Source organism: Candidatus Bipolaricaulota bacterium, assembly GCA_021159055.1.
Lineage (GTDB): Bacteria > Bipolaricaulota > Bipolaricaulia > UBA7950 > UBA9294 > S016-54.
In genome coordinates, this window is sequence record JAGGSO010000080.1 from 1 (window position 1) to 16,925 (window position 16,925).

The 16,925-nt window shown below is 64.9% G+C and carries 14 protein-coding genes and 5 tRNA genes; 10 read left to right on the plus strand and 9 right to left on the minus strand.

Annotated elements, in window-relative coordinates; all coding sequences use genetic code 11:
- From glmU to J7J55_04060, 9 genes are all read left to right on the plus strand, one after another.
- The coding region (gene glmU / locus J7J55_04020; protein ID MCD6141871.1) for a bifunctional UDP-N-acetylglucosamine diphosphorylase/glucosamine-1-phosphate N-acetyltransferase GlmU at positions 1 to 552 on the plus strand (552 nt) is incomplete at its 5' end.
- Positions 549 to 1,505: a ribose-phosphate pyrophosphokinase gene (locus J7J55_04025; GenBank protein MCD6141872.1), complete on the plus strand. Its 957-nt coding sequence runs from the start codon at positions 549 to 551 to the stop codon at positions 1,503 to 1,505. The genes glmU and J7J55_04025, both read left to right, overlap by 4 nt.
- 486 nt (positions 1,506 to 1,991) lie before the next feature.
- The gene (locus J7J55_04030; GenBank protein ID MCD6141873.1) at positions 1,992 to 2,747 is read left to right on the plus strand and encodes an aminoacyl-tRNA hydrolase; all 756 of its coding nucleotides are present in this window, start codon (positions 1,992 to 1,994) and stop codon (positions 2,745 to 2,747) included.
- Between the two features lie 37 nt (positions 2,748 to 2,784).
- A complete protein-coding gene (locus tag J7J55_04035) occupies positions 2,785 to 5,202 on the plus strand; it encodes an ATP-dependent Clp protease ATP-binding subunit (protein MCD6141874.1) in 2,418 nt (805 codons plus the stop codon).
- 2 nt (positions 5,203 to 5,204) lie between these two features.
- A complete protein-coding gene (radA, locus tag J7J55_04040) occupies positions 5,205 to 6,545 on the plus strand; it encodes a DNA repair protein RadA (protein ID MCD6141875.1) in 1,341 nt (446 codons plus the stop codon).
- A gap of 59 nt (positions 6,546 to 6,604) precedes the next feature.
- Positions 6,605 to 7,387, plus strand: a complete 783-nt coding sequence (locus J7J55_04045; GenBank protein ID MCD6141876.1) for a purine-nucleoside phosphorylase — start codon at positions 6,605 to 6,607, stop codon at positions 7,385 to 7,387.
- A gap of 107 nt (positions 7,388 to 7,494) precedes the next feature.
- Positions 7,495 to 8,751, plus strand: a complete 1,257-nt coding sequence (locus J7J55_04050) for a Glu/Leu/Phe/Val dehydrogenase (GenBank protein ID MCD6141877.1) — start codon at positions 7,495 to 7,497, stop codon at positions 8,749 to 8,751.
- Between the two features lie 105 nt (positions 8,752 to 8,856).
- Positions 8,857 to 9,009 carry a hypothetical protein gene (locus J7J55_04055; GenBank protein MCD6141878.1) on the plus strand — a complete coding sequence of 51 codons (153 nt, stop codon included), beginning with the start codon at positions 8,857 to 8,859 and terminating at the stop codon, positions 9,007 to 9,009.
- Between the two features lie 75 nt (positions 9,010 to 9,084).
- Positions 9,085 to 10,401 (plus strand): glycosyltransferase family 4 protein, encoded by a 1,317-nt coding sequence (locus J7J55_04060; GenBank protein ID MCD6141879.1) that lies wholly within the window; start codon positions 9,085 to 9,087, stop codon positions 10,399 to 10,401.
- Between the two features lie 26 nt (positions 10,402 to 10,427).
- Here J7J55_04060 and J7J55_04065 read toward each other — a convergent pair.
- The 6 genes from J7J55_04065 to J7J55_04090 form a co-directional block, all read right to left on the minus strand.
- Positions 10,428 to 10,501 (minus strand) — tRNA-Arg (locus tag J7J55_04065).
- A 13-nt stretch (positions 10,502 to 10,514) separates the two neighbouring features.
- A tRNA-His gene (locus J7J55_04070) sits at positions 10,515 to 10,591 on the minus strand.
- Between the two features lie 10 nt (positions 10,592 to 10,601).
- Positions 10,602 to 10,674 (minus strand) — tRNA-Arg (locus J7J55_04075).
- Positions 10,675 to 10,682: 8 nt separating this feature from the next.
- Positions 10,683 to 10,753: transfer RNA gene (locus tag J7J55_04080), tRNA-Gly, on the minus strand.
- 11 nt (positions 10,754 to 10,764) lie between these two features.
- Positions 10,765 to 10,839, minus strand: a tRNA-Pro gene (locus tag J7J55_04085).
- 12 nt (positions 10,840 to 10,851) lie between these two features.
- Positions 10,852 to 12,276, minus strand: coding sequence for a Do family serine endopeptidase (locus J7J55_04090; GenBank protein ID MCD6141880.1), 1,425 nt, complete (start codon positions 12,274 to 12,276; stop codon positions 10,852 to 10,854).
- 80 nt (positions 12,277 to 12,356) lie between these two features.
- Between J7J55_04090 and J7J55_04095 the strand changes: the two genes are divergently transcribed.
- Positions 12,357 to 13,373: a hypothetical protein gene (locus J7J55_04095; protein ID MCD6141881.1), complete on the plus strand. Its 1,017-nt coding sequence runs from the start codon at positions 12,357 to 12,359 to the stop codon at positions 13,371 to 13,373.
- Here the strand turns inward: J7J55_04095 and J7J55_04100 are convergent.
- From J7J55_04100 to J7J55_04110, 3 genes are read right to left on the minus strand one after another with little or no spacing between them, the layout of a single operon-like run.
- Positions 13,333 to 14,898 carry a hypothetical protein gene (locus J7J55_04100; protein MCD6141882.1) on the minus strand — a complete coding sequence of 522 codons (1,566 nt, stop codon included), beginning with the start codon at positions 14,896 to 14,898 and terminating at the stop codon, positions 13,333 to 13,335. The genes J7J55_04095 and J7J55_04100 overlap by 41 nt on opposite strands.
- Complete coding sequence (gene alr, locus J7J55_04105) at positions 14,895 to 16,013, minus strand: alanine racemase (GenBank protein ID MCD6141883.1); 1,119 nt, start codon at positions 16,011 to 16,013, stop codon at positions 14,895 to 14,897. Before alr ends, J7J55_04100 begins: the two co-directional genes overlap by 4 nt.
- Positions 16,013 to 16,765, minus strand: a complete 753-nt coding sequence (locus tag J7J55_04110) for a carbon-nitrogen family hydrolase (GenBank protein ID MCD6141884.1) — start codon at positions 16,763 to 16,765, stop codon at positions 16,013 to 16,015. The genes alr and J7J55_04110 overlap by 1 nt, the downstream gene beginning before the upstream one ends.
- Between the last annotated feature and the right edge of the window lie 160 nt (positions 16,766 to 16,925).

Consider the following 16,925-nt stretch of genomic DNA (forward strand, 5'->3'; position numbering starts at 1 on the left):
AAAGTGGGCATGGACACCGTGATTCACCCCGGAACCCATCTGCGGGGAGGGACCAGCATCGGGGAGGACTGTGAGATCGGGCCGGACGCATGGATCGATGGATCGAGGGTCGAAGCGGGATCGCGCGTCCGCTATTCCGTCCTCGAGGGGGCGCGGGTGCGGGAGGGGTGCGACATCGGACCGTACGCCCACCTCCGCCCAGGAGCGGACGTCGGTCCGAACGTTCGGATCGGGAACTTCGTCGAGGTGAAGGCGGCCCGGGTCAAGCGGGGGACCAAGGCCGGGCACCTCACCTACATCGGGGACGCCGAGATCGGCGAGGAGGTAAACATCGGCGCGGGGACGATCACCTGCAATTACGACGGGAAGAGAAAGCATCGCACAGTGATCGGTGATCGGGCGTTCATCGGGAGCAATACCGCCCTCGTCGCGCCGGTGGAGATCGGGGAGGATGCGATCATCGGTGCCGGTTCGACGATCACCGCGGACGTCCCCCCGCGGACCCTCGGGCTCGGCCGCGCCCGCCAGGTGATAAAGGAGCGTAAAGATTGATCGGGAGGGAGCTGAAACTTCTGGCCGGCAACGCCAACCGCCCCCTCGCTGAGGAGGTCTCCGCCGCGCTCGGGATCGAGCTCTGTCAGGCGACGGTGGGACGGTTCTCCGACGGAGAGGTGCGGGTGAAGATCGACGAGACGGTGCGGGGAGCGGACGTGTTCGTGATCCAGCCGACCTCCCCCCCGGTGAACGACAACCTGATGGAGCTTCTCATCATGGTCGACGCCCTGCGCCGCGCCTCGGTGCGGCAGGTGGTAGCGGTGATCCCGTACTACGGCTACGCCCGTCAGGATCGGAAGCACATCGGGCGCGTCCCGATCTCCGCCCGCCTCGTGGCGAACCTGCTCGAGACGGCTGGAGTCGACCGCGTCCTCACCATGGAGCTCCATGTCGGACAGATCCAGGGGTTCTTCAACATCCCGGTGGACAACCTGCGCACCGACCCGGTATTCGCCGATTACATCAGGGATACCGAACCTGATCTTTCCGATATGATCGTCGTTTCCCCCGATGTGGGCGGGCTCGGCCGCGCCCGCCGCCTCGCCGAACAGCTCCGCCTCCCCCTCGCCGTGCTGGAGAAGCGACGTAACGCTGATGGGATTGGAATAAAGGAGATCAGGGTGATCGGTGAGGTCAGAGGAAAGCGGGCGATCCTCATCGACGACATCGTCTCCACCGGCGGGACATTGGCTCACGCCGCCCAGGTCCTGATCGACCATGGGACGGTGGAGGTGTGCGCGTGCTGCACCCACGGGGTCTTCGCCGGGGACGCGATCCAAACCCTGAAGAATTCCCCCTTGAAAAAGGTGATCGTCACCAATACCATTTCCCACGGCCAAGCGGAGAAGGAAGAATTTATCGAGTACATTCCGGTGGGAGAGCACCTGGCCAAGACGATCCGCAGGATCTTCGAGAACAAATCGGTGAGCCACCTCTTCCCGCTTCATTGATCAGAGGAGTGAAGATGTTGACGTTGAATGCAAAACTGAGGACGGAAGGTAAGGCGAACGCCCTGCGCCGCCAGGGGTATGTTCCGGCGGTGATCTACGGCCCGACGATCGATTCCACCCCGATCATCGTCGGTCAGAAGGAACTGCGCGCCCTGTTTTCCCGGATCACCCGCAGCTCGCGGATCGAGCTTTCCGTGAGCGACCACGAGAAGGGAAAGAAACTGGACGTGTTCGTGAAGGCGATCCAATACAACCCGATCACCGACGAGCCGATCCACGTCGACTTCTACCATCCGGACGTCGGGCACCCGCTCCGGCTGCACGTCCCGATCCGGATCGTGGGAGAGGCACCCGGGGTTAAAGCCGGCGGGGTCCTGAACGTCCTGTTCGACACCGTCCGTGTGCACGGGCTCCCCAAGGATATCCCGTCCATCATCGAGCTCGATGTGAGCAACCTCGAGATGGGGGAGGCGATCCGGGTGCGCGATGTCGATTTCGGGAACGTGGAGCCGCTCCTCCCTCCGGAGCGGGCCCTCGTCACCGTCGTCGCCCCGCGCGGGCTGGAGGAGGCGGCGATCGGCGGGCCGATCGAGGAAGGCGGAGAGGCTGCGGCCGAAGCTGAGGAGGAGGCCCCTGAAGCTTCGCAGGAAGGGGAATCCGAATAAGGCGGTCGTCGGCCTGGGGAACCCCGGTCCGGAGTACGCCCTCACTCGGCACAACGTCGGATTTCAGGTGATCGACCTCTACCGGCGGGAGCACATCCCCCGCCGGAAGGGGAGGATCACCTGTTCTTCCGTGATCTACCGGCACGAAGACCTCCTGTTGGTCAAGCCGCTCACCTACATGAACGAAAGCGGCAAGGCGGTGCGGGCCGTGATCGATCGGTTCCGCTTGCACCCGGCCGATATCCTCATCATCTACGACGACCTCGACCTCCCCCTCGGACGGATGCGAATCCTCCCCAAGGGAGGGCCGGGGACCCACAAGGGGATGCGCTCCGTGCTCGATGCGCTCGGGACGGAAGACGTCCCGCGGCTGCGGATAGGAATCGGGGTCGATGATCGGCCCGGAGACCTCGTCGATTTCGTCCTCTCCCGGTTTTCCGAACAGGAATGGCGGACGATCGTCCCGATCCTGCAGCGGGCGGCGGAGGCGATCGAGGTGTTTCGGGGGGAGACGATCGATGCGGTCATGAACCGGTTCAACCGCCGGAATCCGGATGTTGCACCGCCGTCCCCGTGAGCTATACTTTGATTCGAACTGAAAGCTAGGAGGATAAATGTACGACCGATTCTCGCGCGAGTCGATGGAGATCATCGCGCTTTCTCAGGAGGAAGCGGAGAGCTGGCGCCACAGCTACGTCGGCACCGAGCACCTGCTCCTCGCGTTCCTCAAGGTGAAGGGGAGCGACGTCTACCGGTTCCTGACCACCCATGGAATCACCTACGCCAAAGTCGCCTCGATCCTGGAGGAGGAAAAGGGGCACGGGGAGGTGCGTCTCTCCGCCGACGATCTCGAGCCGACTCCGCGCCTGAAGCGGGTGATGAAGATCAGTTTTGAGGAGGCACGGCGCGCCGGGCAGACCACGATCCGCCCCGAGCATCTGCTGATGGGGATGCTGCGCGAGGGGGAAGGAACGGGAGCGGCGATCCTCAATCACCTCGGGATCGACCTGAACAAGACGCGTGCCTACTTCCTCCCCTCGGCCGGGATCGGGATGGCGATCCGCTCCTCCCGTCGCCAGCAGAAGAAGGGGGATCTGTCCGAGTTCGGGCGCAACTTGATCGAGGAGGCGGAGGCCGGGCGCCTCGACCCGGTGATCGGACGCGAGGAGGAGATGGAGCGGATCATCCAGACCCTGGTCCGCCGCAAGAAGAACAACCCGGCCCTGATCGGGGAGTCCGGGGTGGGGAAGACCGCGATCGTTGAAGGGTTGGCACAGAAGATCGTGGCCGGTGACGTGCCGGCGCTGCTGCGCTCCAAGGAGATCATCGAGCTCAACATGGCGTCGATCGTCGCCGGGACGAAGTACCGCGGCGAGTTCGAGCAGCGCTTGAAGAACCTGATCGATCAGGTGATGGCGTCGGACAACATCATCCTGTTCATCGACGAGCTGCAGACGGTCGTTGGTGCCGGCGGGGCAGAGGGGGCGATCGACGCCTCCTCGATCCTCAAGCCGCCGCTCGCCTCCGGGGCGATCCAGTGCATCGGGACGGCCACCCCGGACGAGTACAGAAAGTCGATCGAAAAGGATCCGGCCCTGAAGCGGCGATTCAAGACGATCATGATCGAGGAGCCGAGCGTGGAGGACACGGTAAAGATCTTAAAGGGCCTGCGTCCCCACTACGAGAAGCACCACGGGGTGAAGATCACCGACGATGCCCTGTACCAGGCGGCGCGGCTCTCCGACCGCTACGTCACCGACCAGTTCCTCCCGGACAAGGCGATCGACCTGATCGACGAGACCGCGGCGCGGATCAAGCTCAGAAGCTCGCGCGTCCCGGATGCGGTCCGTGAGCTGGTGGAGGAGCTGGAGGAGCTCGAGGCGCAGGAGCGGGAGGCGGTCGCTGCCCAGAATTATGAACAGGCGGCGCGGCTGCGTGACCGACGTGAGGCCCTCGCTCAGGAGATCGAGCGCAAGAGCAAGAACTCCTACCAGGCCGACGACCTCATCGTGACCGGGAAGGATATCGCGCAGATGGTGTCGATGTGGACCGGAGTCCCGATCGGGCACGTGCAGGAGGAGGACACGACGCGGCTGGTGCACATGGAGGAGAAGATCCACGAGCGCCTGATCGGCCAGGAGGAGGCGGTGAAGGCCGTCTCCCGCTCGATCCGCCGTGCCTACGCCGGGGTGAAGAACCCGCGCCGGCCGGTCGGGGTGTTCATGTTCCTCGGCCCGACCGGGGTGGGAAAGACCGAGCTCTCCAAGACCCTGGCCGAGTTCCTGTTCGGGGATGAGGACGCGCTGATCCGGGTCGACATGTCGGAGTACATGGAGCGGTTCTCCGTCTCCCGCCTCGTCGGCGCCCCGCCGGGGTACGTCGGCTACGAGGAAGCAGGCGAGCTGACCGAGAAGGTGCGGCACCGCCCGTACTCCGTCGTCCTGTTCGACGAGATCGAGAAGGCCCATCCGGACGTGTTCAACATCCTCCTTCAGGTGATGGAGGACGGGATCCTCACCGATTCCCAGGGGCGGCGCGTCGACTTCCGCAACACGGTCCTCATCATGACCTCGAACGTGGGGAGCGAGATGATCACCGACCGTGGCACCCTCGGGTTCAGCGACCAGGAGATCGACTCCGAGGAGTCGTACGAGGACATGAAGGACCGGGTGATCGGGGAGGTGCGGAAGAAGTTCCGGCCGGAGTTCCTCAACCGGCTCGACGATATCATCGTCTTCCACCAGCTCACCCGCGACCAGGTCAAGGAGATCGCTGATCTGATGCTGAGCGAGTTGAAGGACCGGCTGTACGAGGAGCACCAGATCACCCTCACCCTCGACGAGTCGGCGACCGAGCTTCTGATCGAGAAGGGATACGACGCCAAGTACGGGGCGCGCCCGATGCGCCGGACGATCGAGCGGCTGATCGAAAACCCGATCTCCGAGTTGATCCTGGAGCGGAAGTTCGAACCGGGCTCCACTGTGGTCGCATCGGCGGACGGCGAGGAGATCAGGTTCACCAAGGGCAAGTAGTCATGGCATTCCGCTGCACGAGCTGCGGGTACCGGTCGGTGAAGTGGCTCGGCCGGTGCCCGAACTGCGGCGAGTGGGACACGTTCGTCGAGGAGAAGGAAGAGGCGGAGGCCGGCGAACCAGGGACGTGGATCGGGGAGGCGCTCCGGCCGATCACCGAGATCGACCTCACCGAGGCGAAGCGCCTGTCCACCGGGATCGGGGAGGTCGATCGGATCCTCGGTGGAGGGATCATCCCGGGCGCAGTGATCCTGTTCGGGGGTGAGCCCGGGATCGGGAAGTCGACGCTCCTCCTCCAGATTGCGAACAACATCGCCGCTGAGTACGGACCCGTCCTCTACGTCTCCGGGGAGGAGTCGGCCACCCAGCTGAAGCTGCGGGCGAGTCGGCTCTCCGTCGACAACCCGCAGCTGTTCGTCCTCGCCGAGCAGACCCTGTCCCGCATCGCCCGCGCGGTGGATGAGATCTCGCCCCATGTCCTGATCGTCGATTCGATCCAGACGACCCTGTCCGAGGCCGCGCCGGGGGAGGCGGGGAGCGTCCGCCAGCTGCGCGAGGTGAGCGCGGCACTGACGCGGCTCACCAAGGCACGGGGGATGGGAACGTTCCTCGTCGGGCACATCACCAAGGAGGGCGGATTCGCCGGACCGAAGACGGTCGAGCACCTGGTCGACGTTGCTGTGTACCTCGAGGGGAGCCGGGGCGAGGAGATGCGCATCCTGCGCTCGGTGAAGAACCGGTTCGGGGGGACGAACGAGGTGGCGGTGTTCCAGATGGGGCCGAGGGGATTGCACGAGATCACCGATCCGTCCCGGTTCTTCCTCTCCCAGGACGAGCGGGAGAACCCGCGTCCGGGGACGGCGATCGTCCCGATCCTCGAGGGGACGCGCCCGATCCTGGTGGAGCTGGAAGCCCTCGTCGCCCCGACCGGGGGGTACGGTGCGCCGCAGCGGCGGACGACCGGTCTCGACTACAACCGCATTCTCCTCCTCCTCGCCGTGATCGAGAAGCGCCTCGGCATCCACACCGGTGGGGCGGACGTCTACCTCTCACTCGCCGGCGGGCTGGAGACGCGGGAGCGGGCGGTCGACCTCGGGGCGATCGCCGCGGTCGTCTCCAGCCTGCGCAACCGCGCTATCCCCAAGGGGCATGTCCTCATCGGCGAGGTCGGGCTGACCGGGGAGGTGCGCGGGGTGCGCCGACTGCGGGAGCGGGTGAACGAGGCGGAGAAGCTCGGCTACACCCACGCCGTCGTCCCGACGGGAAAGCTTCCCAAGACGAAGATCGAGCTCGTACCGGTGCGGACGGTGGAAGAGGCGATGGAAGCACTGATGCTCACGTAGCGAAAGGAGGAGACGTGGAAGACAAACGGCTCGAGAGGTTGAACAAGGCGGCGCAGGTGATGAAGGAAAGGCTTTCTCCGATCCCGGGCGTGGCGGTGATCCTCGGCTCGGGGATGTCGGAGGCGTTCGGGGTCCCGGATGGAGGGGTGAGGATCCCGTGGCAGGAGATCCCGGGGTTCCCGCTTCCCACCGTGGCCGGTCACGCCGGCGAGTTCTGGGCGGGGAAGATCGAAGGAAAGGAGGTCCTGATCCAGCGGGGCAGGATCCACTTCTACGAGGGCTACCCGATGGAAGACGTTGTCTTCTCCACCCGCCTGTTCGGGCTCCTTGGGATCAGAACACTGATCGTGACCAACGCCTCCGGGGCGATAAACCCGGAACTTAAAGCTGGAGATCTCGTTCTCATCACCGATCACATCAACATGCTCGGAGAGAACCCACTGCGCGGTCCGAACCTCGATCAATTGGGCCCCCGGTTCCCTGACATGTCGGCCGCCTACTCCAACCGGCTGCGCGAGATCGCCATTTCCGCGGCGCGGGCGGAGGGGATCGAGCTGAAGCAGGGGGTCTACATTGCGACCCTCGGACCCTCCTACGAGACCCCGGCCGAGATCCGCGCGTTCCGGACACTCGGGGCCGACCTCGTCGGGATGTCGACCGTCCCCGAGGTGATCGCCGCGAACCATGCGAGAATGGAGGTCCTCGGAATCTCGTGCGCCACCAACCTCGCCGCCGGGGTGAACCCGGACGCCACTCTCTCCCACGAGGAAGTGATCGAGACCACGCGTCGAAAAGGGGAGGAGATGCGTCGGCTTATCTACGCGATTGTCTCCCGCCTGTGATCAATTCCCCTTTTCTTGCGCATTAGTTTCCGCGGGATATAATCTCATCGCCGTGCCGGGGACTCCTCGGTTCGGTTTATGTCTATTAAATCTAGGAGGTCTAAGAGATGACCAACGGCCCAACGTTAAACCCATTCGAGATTTCCCAGCGTCAACTCGACAAGGCAGCAGGAAAGCTCAGCCTCGACCCGCAGGTGCACGCCCTCCTGCGCGAGCCGATGCGGACTCTGCAAGTGACGATCCCGGTCAAGATGGACGACGGGACGACCAAGGTATTCACCGGATTCCGCGTTCAGTACAACGACGCGCGCGGCCCGACAAAGGGCGGAATCCGGTTCCATCCTGAGGAGACGATCGATACGGTGAAGGCACTTGCCGCGTGGATGACCTGGAAGTGCGCCGTCGTCGATATCCCCTACGGAGGCGGCAAGGGCGGAGTGATCTGCAACCCGAAGGAGATGTCGTCCGGGGAGCTGGAGCGGCTCGCCCGCGGCTACATCCGTGCAGTCGGCCGGTTCATCGGCCCGGAGCGGGACGTCCCTGCCCCGGATGTCTACACCACCCCCCAGATCATGGCGTGGATGATGGACGAGTACTCCAAGCTCGTCGGGTACAACGCCCCCGGCGTCATCACCGGGAAACCGATCCCGCTCGGCGGTTCCCTCGGCCGGGGCGATGCCACTGCCCGGGGCGCGGTGTACACCATCCTCGAGGCGGCCAAGGTGATCGGGCTCGACCTGAAGAACGCCACGGTTGCGATCCAGGGATACGGAAACGCCGGTTACTTCGCGGCGAAGCTGATGCGCGAGATCGCCGGGAGCAAGGTCGTGGCGGTCTCCGATTCCCGCGGTGGCGCCTACTCTCCGGACGGAATCGACCCCGAGGCTGCATTTGCCCAGAAGAAGGAGACCGGCTCGGTCGCCGGCCTCGCCGGAGCGAAGCCGATCTCCAACTCCGAGCTCCTCGAGCTCGACGTCGATGTCTTGATCCCGGCGGCGATCGAGAACGTGATCACCGAGAAGAACGCGGCCAACATCAAGGCGAAGATCATCGCCGAGGCGGCGAACGGGCCGACCACCCCGGAGGCCGATGAAATCCTGTACCGCAACGGCAAGTACCTCATTCCTGACTTTTTGTGCAACGCTGGCGGGGTGACCGTCTCCTACTTCGAGTGGGTGCAGAACATCGGCGGCTACTACTGGAGCCTGGAGGAGGTGCACGAGCGGCTGCGCGCCAAGATGACCAAGGCGTTCCACGACGTGCACGAGATGGCGCAGCAGAACAACGTCGACAACCGCACCGCCGCCTACATGGTATCGGTGCAGCGGGTCGCCGAGGCGATGCGCCTGCGCGGCTGGGTCTAGCCTGGCTGTTCGTTCGAGTTTGAGAAGCGCGGGGCCACTCGGCCCCGCGTTTTTTTACCACCGCTTCCATCCGCTATAATTCCGGTTTGATGAAAGGAGGTGGGTATGGCTTACGTCTCCAAGAAGGACCTGATCGACAAGGTCCGTCCGCTCGCCGAGGAGCTCTCCCGGCTGCGGGACGAGTTGGACTCCCTCCTCGACCGGATCGATGACGTAGCGGAAAACCTTGAGGAGGCCCTCGACGAGGCGGAGGACTGACCTCCGCCTCATCATCCTCCCTCCGCGTAAGCGGCCGGTTTGCCGTGAGGGAGAAGATCCGGTAGCCTTTCCCCCATGCACGAGCTCGTATTCGCCGGCGCGCACCTCGGCCAGGATATCACCCGCATCCCGGTCGGCGGAGGAGGGCAGGTGGGAAACCACCTCATCCGCTACTGGGCGCAAGAAGGGAGGTTCCGGATCACCGTCCTCGGCTCAGGCCCGGGGACCGAGTGGAACGGCGTCCCCAACGTCGAGTACCATCGGATCCCGTGGAGTGTACCCGGGCATACCGGCGTCCTCACCGACCTGTCCGTAAGCGGGTACGCCAGCTTCTCCCGCCAGTTCGAGCGCGGGGTGACTGAATTCCTCACGGAACTCGCCGCCCGGCGCGACCCGAAGCGGATCATCGTCCTCCACAACGACCTCGCTGAGGCCGGTGACTTCAGGGAGATCCATCGCCTTGGATTCCGGCAGGCGACGATATTCCACGTGGACGTGGTCGATTACGCGGCGAGCATCTACCTGCGCGGACACATCTCCGCTCCCACCCTGACGCGGGCGTTCCGGGGAGCGATGCGGCTCGGAGTGAATCGGCTCCTTCCCGACGTCCTGCGGCTGATGTTCGAGAAGCAGGAGGAATGTGCGCGCTACTCCGACCTGCTCGTCGTCCCCTCACGCGAGATGGCAGACGTGCTCATGCGTTCCTACCCGCATCTTTTGCCTGCTGACGTTCTGGTGATCCCGTGGGGCGGGTTCGGGGAGCTGGAGATGGACGAGGCAGCGGTTGCAGCGGAAGCGGCGCGGATCCGGGAGGAATACGGGTTGAATGGGGATCGCCCTCTCCTCCTTTCCCTCAGCCGCATCTCTCCGGAGAAGGGGCAGGACCTCCTCTTGACCGCGCTGCGCATCTGGGAGAGGAAGGAGCCGATCGTCCCCGATGTCGTGATCTGCGGGAAGTCAGCGTTCATCCATGGGCGGGCCTACACCGAACGGCTCCACCGCCTAGCGGCGCGATTGCACCGGGTCCGGGTGCACTTCCCGGGCTACGTCACCGGCGTCCGGAAGGCAGCATTCTTCTCGCTCGCCGACCTGTACGTCTTCCCTTCCCGCCACGAGAGCTACGGCTTGACCCTGGTGGAGGCGCTACAGGCCGGGCTCCCGGTGCTCACCACGAACCACCGCTCCGCCCGCGACCTGGTACGGGACGAGTTTGGTCGGGTGGTGGAAGCGACTCCAATGGGGATCTATCGCGGGCTGCAGGAGCTCCTCCGGTTTGATGGTCAGGAACTGGCGGCGATGGGAAGACAGGCGAAGCGGTTCGCAAGCAACCTCAGGTTTGCAGACGCCGCGCAGCGGCTGGGAGACGCCATCACGGGGTTGCTCACTCGTTAGCTTCGTGCGAGATTACGGGACTGCAGTACGCCCGAAGGGACTCGAACCCCCAACCCCCGGTTCCGAAGACCGGTGCTCTATCCAGTTGAGCTACGGGCGCAACAAGAGGAGGGTGGGAGGAGCGGCGGGGCTCGAACCCGCGACCTCTGGGACCACAACCCAGCGCGCTAGCCAGCTGCGCCACGCTCCCCATACTCGCCTACGCCCGGGAGGATTCGAACCTCCGGCCGACGGCTTAGAAGGCCGTTGCTCTGTCCACTGAGCTACGGGCGCATCCTTCAAGCGGAAGACGGGAATCGAACCCGCGTCACTGGCTTGGAAGGCCAGCGCTCTACCATTGAGCTACTTCCGCGTACCTATCTGTCGGAGAGGCCGGATTCGAACCGGCGACCTCAGCGTCCCGAACGCTGCGCGCTGACCAAACTGCGCCACTCTCCGACGAACCCTACCTCAGTCCAGCGTCACGAACATCGTGCTTCCGTTCCGCAGGATCGTGAACATCGGGTTCGCATTATCGGCCATCTTGGAGACGATCTTGTTCCAGTCGTCGACCGAGTCGATCGGCTGAAGATCGATCTCCAGAATCACGTCATCCTGCTCCAACCCGGCCCAGTCGGCCCTGCTCCCGGGTTCAACCTTGATTATGACAACTCCCCGGGGTGATTGCAATCCCAGGCGCTGGGCAACGTCGGGAGTGACCGGACCGACGGTTATTCCGAACTTCTTCACCGCCGTCGTGGAAGCAGTGGTGGGACTGCTCTGCCCGTACAGTTCCTCCTCGCTCGGCCGCTCTTGCAGGGTGACCTGGAGATGTATCGTCCGTTTGCTTCGCACGATGGTGAGGTCAACCGTCGCTCCGGCCGGGGAGCTGGAGATGATCCGTACCAGGTCCGCCGCCGACTTTACCTGCTTGGTATCGACTGCGGTGATCACGTCGCCGGACTTGAGCCCGGCGGTCTCCGCGGGCGAGCCAGCGATCACATCGGCGACAAGTGCTCCGGCCGCCACCCCGAACTTATCCGCCATCGCCGGGGTCAGGTCTTGAACCTTAACTCCGAGCCAACCACGGACCACCTTTCCCTTCGTCACGAGCTGGTCGAGGACCGCCTTGACCGGGTTGATCGCCACCGCAAAGTTGATCCCCTCGATCGCGATCCCCTGCGACTGACGGGCAATCACGGTGTTTATCCCGATGACCTTTCCCTCCGCGTTGACGAGGGGGCCGCCGGAGTTACCCGGGTTGATCGCCGCATCGGTCTGGATCAGATCCTCGTAGTACCCGATTCCATCAGGCTTCGAGATCTGGCGGTGCAGCGCACTTACGATACCGAGGGTAACGGTATAGGAGAGTCCGAGCGGGTTTCCGATCGCGATCACCCAGTCCCCGATCTCCGCCGCGTCGGAGTCCCCGAGCTCAGCGGTGGCGAGGTCAGAGGTGTCCCCTTTCAGGCGCAGTACCGCGATGTCGAGCTTCTTATCGCTCCCCACCACCGTAGCGTTCCATACCTTTCCGCTTGTGCTCGTGACCTTGATCGAGGTGGCGCTGTCGATCACGTGCTCGTTCGTCAGTACCAGCTTCTCGCCGTTGTAGTTCACCACAAGGCCGGAGCCGATCGCCCGCTCCTCCTGCTTCTGGGGGATGTTCGGCTCCCCGAAGAAGTAGTGGAAAAACGGGGCGTTGAAGAACGGGTTGCTAACCTCCACCGTTGTTGTGACGTCGATCCGGACAACGGCCGGGCCGACCTTGGCGATCGCGTTCTTGATCGCCGCCTGACCGGATGCGGCGATCGCAACCCTGTTTCCCAGCCCTCCCGTCGCGACGGTCGTAAACGCCAATGCTATCAACAGCCCAATGATCCAAACCCTCTTTCTCATTGTGAATCCCTCCTCGAAAGAATTAGGTCCGAAAAACCAGTATGATTATAAAAGGAAGGTGTGAAGATTACATGGAGGAAATGAAAAGCAGGGATGAAGCCTCGCGGAAAGTAAAGGCGATCGGGCTCCTCTCCGGCGGACTCGACAGCACCTTGGCCGCCGCGGTGGTGAAGCGGGCCGGGATCGAGGTGATCGGGCTGTACGTGAAGAACATGTTTGTAACCGACCGCCGCCGGGAGGAGCACCTGCGCCGCGCCGTGGATCAACTCGGGATCCCGCTTCGCGTGATCGACCGATCGAACGAGCACCTGAACGTGGTTCGCCACCCCCGCTATGGATATGGTTCCGGGATGAACCCGTGCGTGGACTGTCGGATCTTCATCCTCCGGACGGCGAAGGAGGTGATGGAGGAAGAAGGAGCGCAGTTCGTGGTGACCGGAGAGGTCCTCGGGCAGCGCCCGATGTCGCAGCACCGCCGCGCCCTCCTCCTCGTCGCGCGGGAGAGCGGGCTCGGCGACCGGCTCCTCCGCCCCCTGTCGGCGAACCTCCTCCCTGAGACACTTCCGGTGCGGGAGGGATGGTTGGACAAGGGTCAGCTCTACTCGATCTCCGGGCGGAGCCGCGCTCCGCAGCGTGCCCTCGCCGATGCCCTTGGGATCACGGATTACCCCCAGCCGGCCGGGGGGTGTCTCCTCACTGAGAAAGTCTACTCCGCCCGGTTGCGCGACGCGTTCTCCCACCTCGGAGCGGACGCCCTCGATCGGGAGGGGTTCGAGCTCCTCCGCCACGGCCGCCACTTCCGGCTCGGGGAAAGCGTCAAGGTGATAATTGGGAGGAATGAAGCGGAAAATGAGATCCTGTCAGAGTTCAAGCCGGGACGGATCGCGCTCGAGCCCCTCGGGGTGATGGGGCCGCTCGCCCTGGTGGAGGGGGATCCCACTCCCGAACAGCTTCGCCTCGCCGCTGCGCTCGTCGCCCGCTACTGCGATCGGGCCGACCAAGTCGAGTTCGCGGTGACGCGAGGCGATGAGACGACACGGATCACTGTATCTCCTCTCACTCCGGATGATCCCCGGATCGACGCCTGGCGGATCTGACCCAGGGGCCTACCCGTTCTGCTACCAGAATCACCCCGTATCCCGCCAGCCCGAGGGCTAACCCGAGGCCGAGCCCGTTACCCGTCCGCAACAGGGTCAAGAGTATCGGTGTGTGGGCGTGGGCGAAGCTGTTCATGATCGACGCCTGCCCGAACATTCCGAAGAACAGGTACCCCGTCCGGAGAAATGGGCTCCCGGATTTCGTCCCGAACAAAAGCAGCCCTGGATGTCCGATCAGAAACTCCTTGAACCGCGGCCGGGCGATGAGGAGCTTCTCCAACAGCCCGCGTGTCTCCCGCTCCCACGGGGGAGCGAGACCGGGTGCGTTCCCGCTGCGGATGAGGATCCACCACGCAGCGATCCCCCCGAGCAGCACGGCCCCGACGCGGAGGCCGATCCCCCACCGTGCCCCACCCCGGGGGGCGAAGAAGTCCCGAAGACCGATTTTCGTTCGCCACATATGGATGGCAGCAGCCCCGACGGGAGGGATGAGGAGGGCGGCCTTCACCCCGCGGAACCCGTAGATCTTGAGGATGAACGCGGGGTGGGAGAGGATCCCGGCAAGGAGGAGGGAAGAGGCGATCGTCCCGCCGGTGAACAGGAGGAGGTACCCGAGCCCACCGCGCAGCCTCCCTTGGGGACGCAGGATGAGGAACAGGTAGATCGGTGAAGCAGCGGCAAGGAGGAATGCGTCGAGCTGGCGGAGGGGGACATCCCCCAGTCCGCAGGCGATCGCCCCGATCCCGGCGGCAAGTAACACCCCAGCGATGGGAAGCCTCGGGAACAGTGCGATGAACACGAGGAGAACAAGGGCGGAGATTCCGATGTGAAACCCGATCCCAACCGTCCGCGGCGGGACGGGCGGCGTAGCGGCGGGTTCCCCTGGGGACAACCCTTCCCGCTCTACCGCGGCGATCGTTTCTCTGAGCCAAGCCGCTCCGAGATCGGGCAGGACGAGGGCCCTGATCCCCCGCTCCCGCACCGCGCGGACGCACCGCATCGTCGCCTCGGCCGGGGTGAGCCGCGGGAGCTGATCCCGTGGGATCTCGTGCCCGCGCACGAACCGGTGGTAGCCCTCCTTCCACAGGTCCTGCTCCGCGGCGCGGGGTTCGAACTCCCGGGCGATGAGCGTGCTTCCCCCTTTGACCAGGGCCTGGATCAGCGGATCCCCTGCTCCGAGCGCTCCCTCGATCCAGAAGTACGGAAACGAAGCCCAATCCAGGATCGCGGGGGAGACGGCTTGGTCCACGATCAGCACCGGGACCAACCCGGCGCGTACCACCTCCGCCGCGCTCATCCCCGCCCCGCGCGCGATCTCCGAGGCCCGCAGCCCGATCCCTCTCACCCCGGCATCCGCCAGGGCGGACAGAGTGATTCTCTCAATCTCGCTCGCGCGGACGATCGGGATGAACCGATCGTTTTGAAGGTCCCACCTCACCCGCAATGCATCGACCGCGATACCGAGGAGGAGCGCAGCGATCAGGATCACTCCCCCCGCCCATCTGAGCCTGCGAGTGAGGTTCATCGGTAGAAGCGCCTCTCCGCCCCGGCCAGGGCCGGGACGAGGAACTCGCAGACGTGGAGCCCGATTCGGGCGGCAAACCGGTCGGCCGGGATGTGTGGGCCGATGATCTCCGCCTCGTCCCCGATCTCCACCCCGGCGATCCCGGTGACGTCGACCATCGTGTGATCGAGGTATACCCCGCCCAGGATCGGAGCGAACCCGCCGCGGATCCAGACACCCCCGCCGTCCGCTGCGCACGGTGGGATCCCGGTCCCGTACCCGGCAGCGATCACCGCCACCCGGCGCTGGGAGGAGGCGCGGTAGCGGCGGGAGTATCCGAGGGGGGACCCGCTCCCGACCTCGCGCAGCGCCACGACCGGGGCGGTGAGGTGAGCGACCGGGCGGATCGCGGCGGTCCAGGGAGCCTCCACCTCGGGATAACCGTAGATCAACGTACCGATCCGCACCATGTTGAACGGATACGTCGTCACCGCTTCCTGGTACTGGATGAACCCGGCGGAGTTGGCGATGTGGCGGAACGGGGGAAGGAGCCCGCGCCGCTCAAGGGAGTGCAACAGCGCGGTGAACGATTCGATCTGCCCGAGGGTATACGCACGTGCTGCGGGATCGCGGGACTCGGCGCTCGAGAGATGGGTGTAGATCCCGACCACGCGGAGGTCGGGATTGCAAGAAAGCTCCTCCACCAATCCCTCCGCCCGCTCGATCCTCACCCCGAACCGTCTCATTCCGGTATCGACCTTCACCTGCACCGCCGGGCGGACCCGGCTCCGCCGTCCGGCGGCGGCGATCCGGGCGGCGAATCCGGAGTCCGATACCGGGATCTCGAGCTCGAGGGAGACGGCACGCGGGATCTCCTCCGGGAGGATCGGCCCGAGGAGCAGGATCGGGACTACGATCCCGGCCGCGCGCAGCCGGGATCCTTCCTCCACCGTCACGACGCCGAGCCGGTCGACCCCGGCGGCGAGCCCGGCTTGGGCGACGGGGACGAGCCCGTGCCCGTAGGCATCCGACTTCACCACGAACATGAGCTCGATCCCCGGCCGAAGACGGGTGCGGATCGCGGTGATGTTATCCCGCAAGCGAGCAAGGTCGATCCGCGCGATCGGGCCGGGCATCAGCCCTCCCGCCACGCCGGGAATTCCTCCCGGAACTCTCGCAGCCCTGCCAGATCGAGCTCGGCCCGCACCACCCCCTCTTCTCCCCCGCCGCGCGCGATCGCCGTCCCATGCGGGTCAGCAGCGATGCTCCGGCCGAGAAGCCCTTTCCCCACGGCGTTGCACCCGAGCAGGTATGCCTGGTCCTCTGTCGCCCGCGCCCGGGTGAGGACCTCCCACGCCTCCAACCGGATGATCGGCCACGCCGCCGGGACGAGGAATACCTCCACCCCCTGGCGCGCCATCGCGCGAAAGAGCTCGGGGAACCTGAGATCGTAGCAGATTGCCGCCCCAAATGTCCCGATCTCAGTACGGACAACGAGTGGGGCATCCCCGGGAGTCAACAGGGCCTGCTCCTGGGAACGGTAGCTGAGGAGGTTCCGCTTCCGGTAGACGCCGAGGAGGTTCCCGGCCGGGTCGAGGAACGGGGCGGTGTTGTAGCGACGTCCGCCTGCGGCCTCGATGAAGCTTCCCCCGAGGACGTACGCCCCGATCCGGCGCGCCTCCGCCGCGAGGAACGCCACCGTCTCCCCGTGCAGGGGCTCCGATTCGTCCTCCCACGCGGAGAAATCGAGGTATCCCACCCTCCACAGTTCAGGAAGAATGACCAGATCGGCCCCGCGCGCGCGTTCGATGAGGGCCGCAGCCCGGTCGAACGGGGCTTTCGCCCTCAATTGGACCAACGCGACTTCTATCCTCTCTTTCCGTCCCATTTTCCGCATTCTACCGCACGTTTTTGCCCCGCGCCAACTCGTAACCTGTACCGGGACTTGGCTTTCTTCGTGATATATGTTACAATAATGGACGTTTGACCCCTTGGTAGGGGTGATGAGGGGGTGGTGGAAAAGTGACAGACGATCCGAGGGTAAAGAG

Excerpts from the sequence above, each read along its gene's own strand:
- J7J55_04045 (MCD6141876.1), top strand. The coding sequence starts at position 6,605 with ATGAAGGAAAGGCTTTCTCCGATCCCGGGCGTGGCGGTGATCCTCGGC.
- J7J55_04095 (MCD6141881.1), top strand. The coding sequence starts at position 12,357 with ATGAAAAGCAGGGATGAAGCCTCGCGGAAAGTAAAGGCGATCGGGCTC.
- J7J55_04030 (MCD6141873.1), top strand. The coding sequence starts at position 1,992 with ATGTCGATTTCGGGAACGTGGAGCCGCTCCTCCCTCCGGAGCGGGCCC.
- alr (MCD6141883.1), bottom strand. The coding sequence starts at position 16,013 with ATGCCCGGCCCGATCGCGCGGATCGACCTTGCTCGCTTGCGGGATAAC.
- J7J55_04050 (MCD6141877.1), top strand. The coding sequence starts at position 7,495 with ATGACCAACGGCCCAACGTTAAACCCATTCGAGATTTCCCAGCGTCAA.
- J7J55_04060 (MCD6141879.1), top strand. The coding sequence starts at position 9,085 with ATGCACGAGCTCGTATTCGCCGGCGCGCACCTCGGCCAGGATATCACC.
- radA (MCD6141875.1), top strand. The coding sequence starts at position 5,205 with ATGGCATTCCGCTGCACGAGCTGCGGGTACCGGTCGGTGAAGTGGCTC.
- J7J55_04035 (MCD6141874.1), top strand. The coding sequence starts at position 2,785 with ATGTACGACCGATTCTCGCGCGAGTCGATGGAGATCATCGCGCTTTCT.
- J7J55_04090 (MCD6141880.1), bottom strand. The coding sequence starts at position 12,276 with ATGAGAAAGAGGGTTTGGATCATTGGGCTGTTGATAGCATTGGCGTTT.
- J7J55_04055 (MCD6141878.1), top strand. The coding sequence starts at position 8,857 with ATGGCTTACGTCTCCAAGAAGGACCTGATCGACAAGGTCCGTCCGCTC.
- J7J55_04110 (MCD6141884.1), bottom strand. The coding sequence starts at position 16,765 with ATGGGACGGAAAGAGAGGATAGAAGTCGCGTTGGTCCAATTGAGGGCG.
- J7J55_04100 (MCD6141882.1), bottom strand. The coding sequence starts at position 14,898 with ATGAACCTCACTCGCAGGCTCAGATGGGCGGGGGGAGTGATCCTGATC.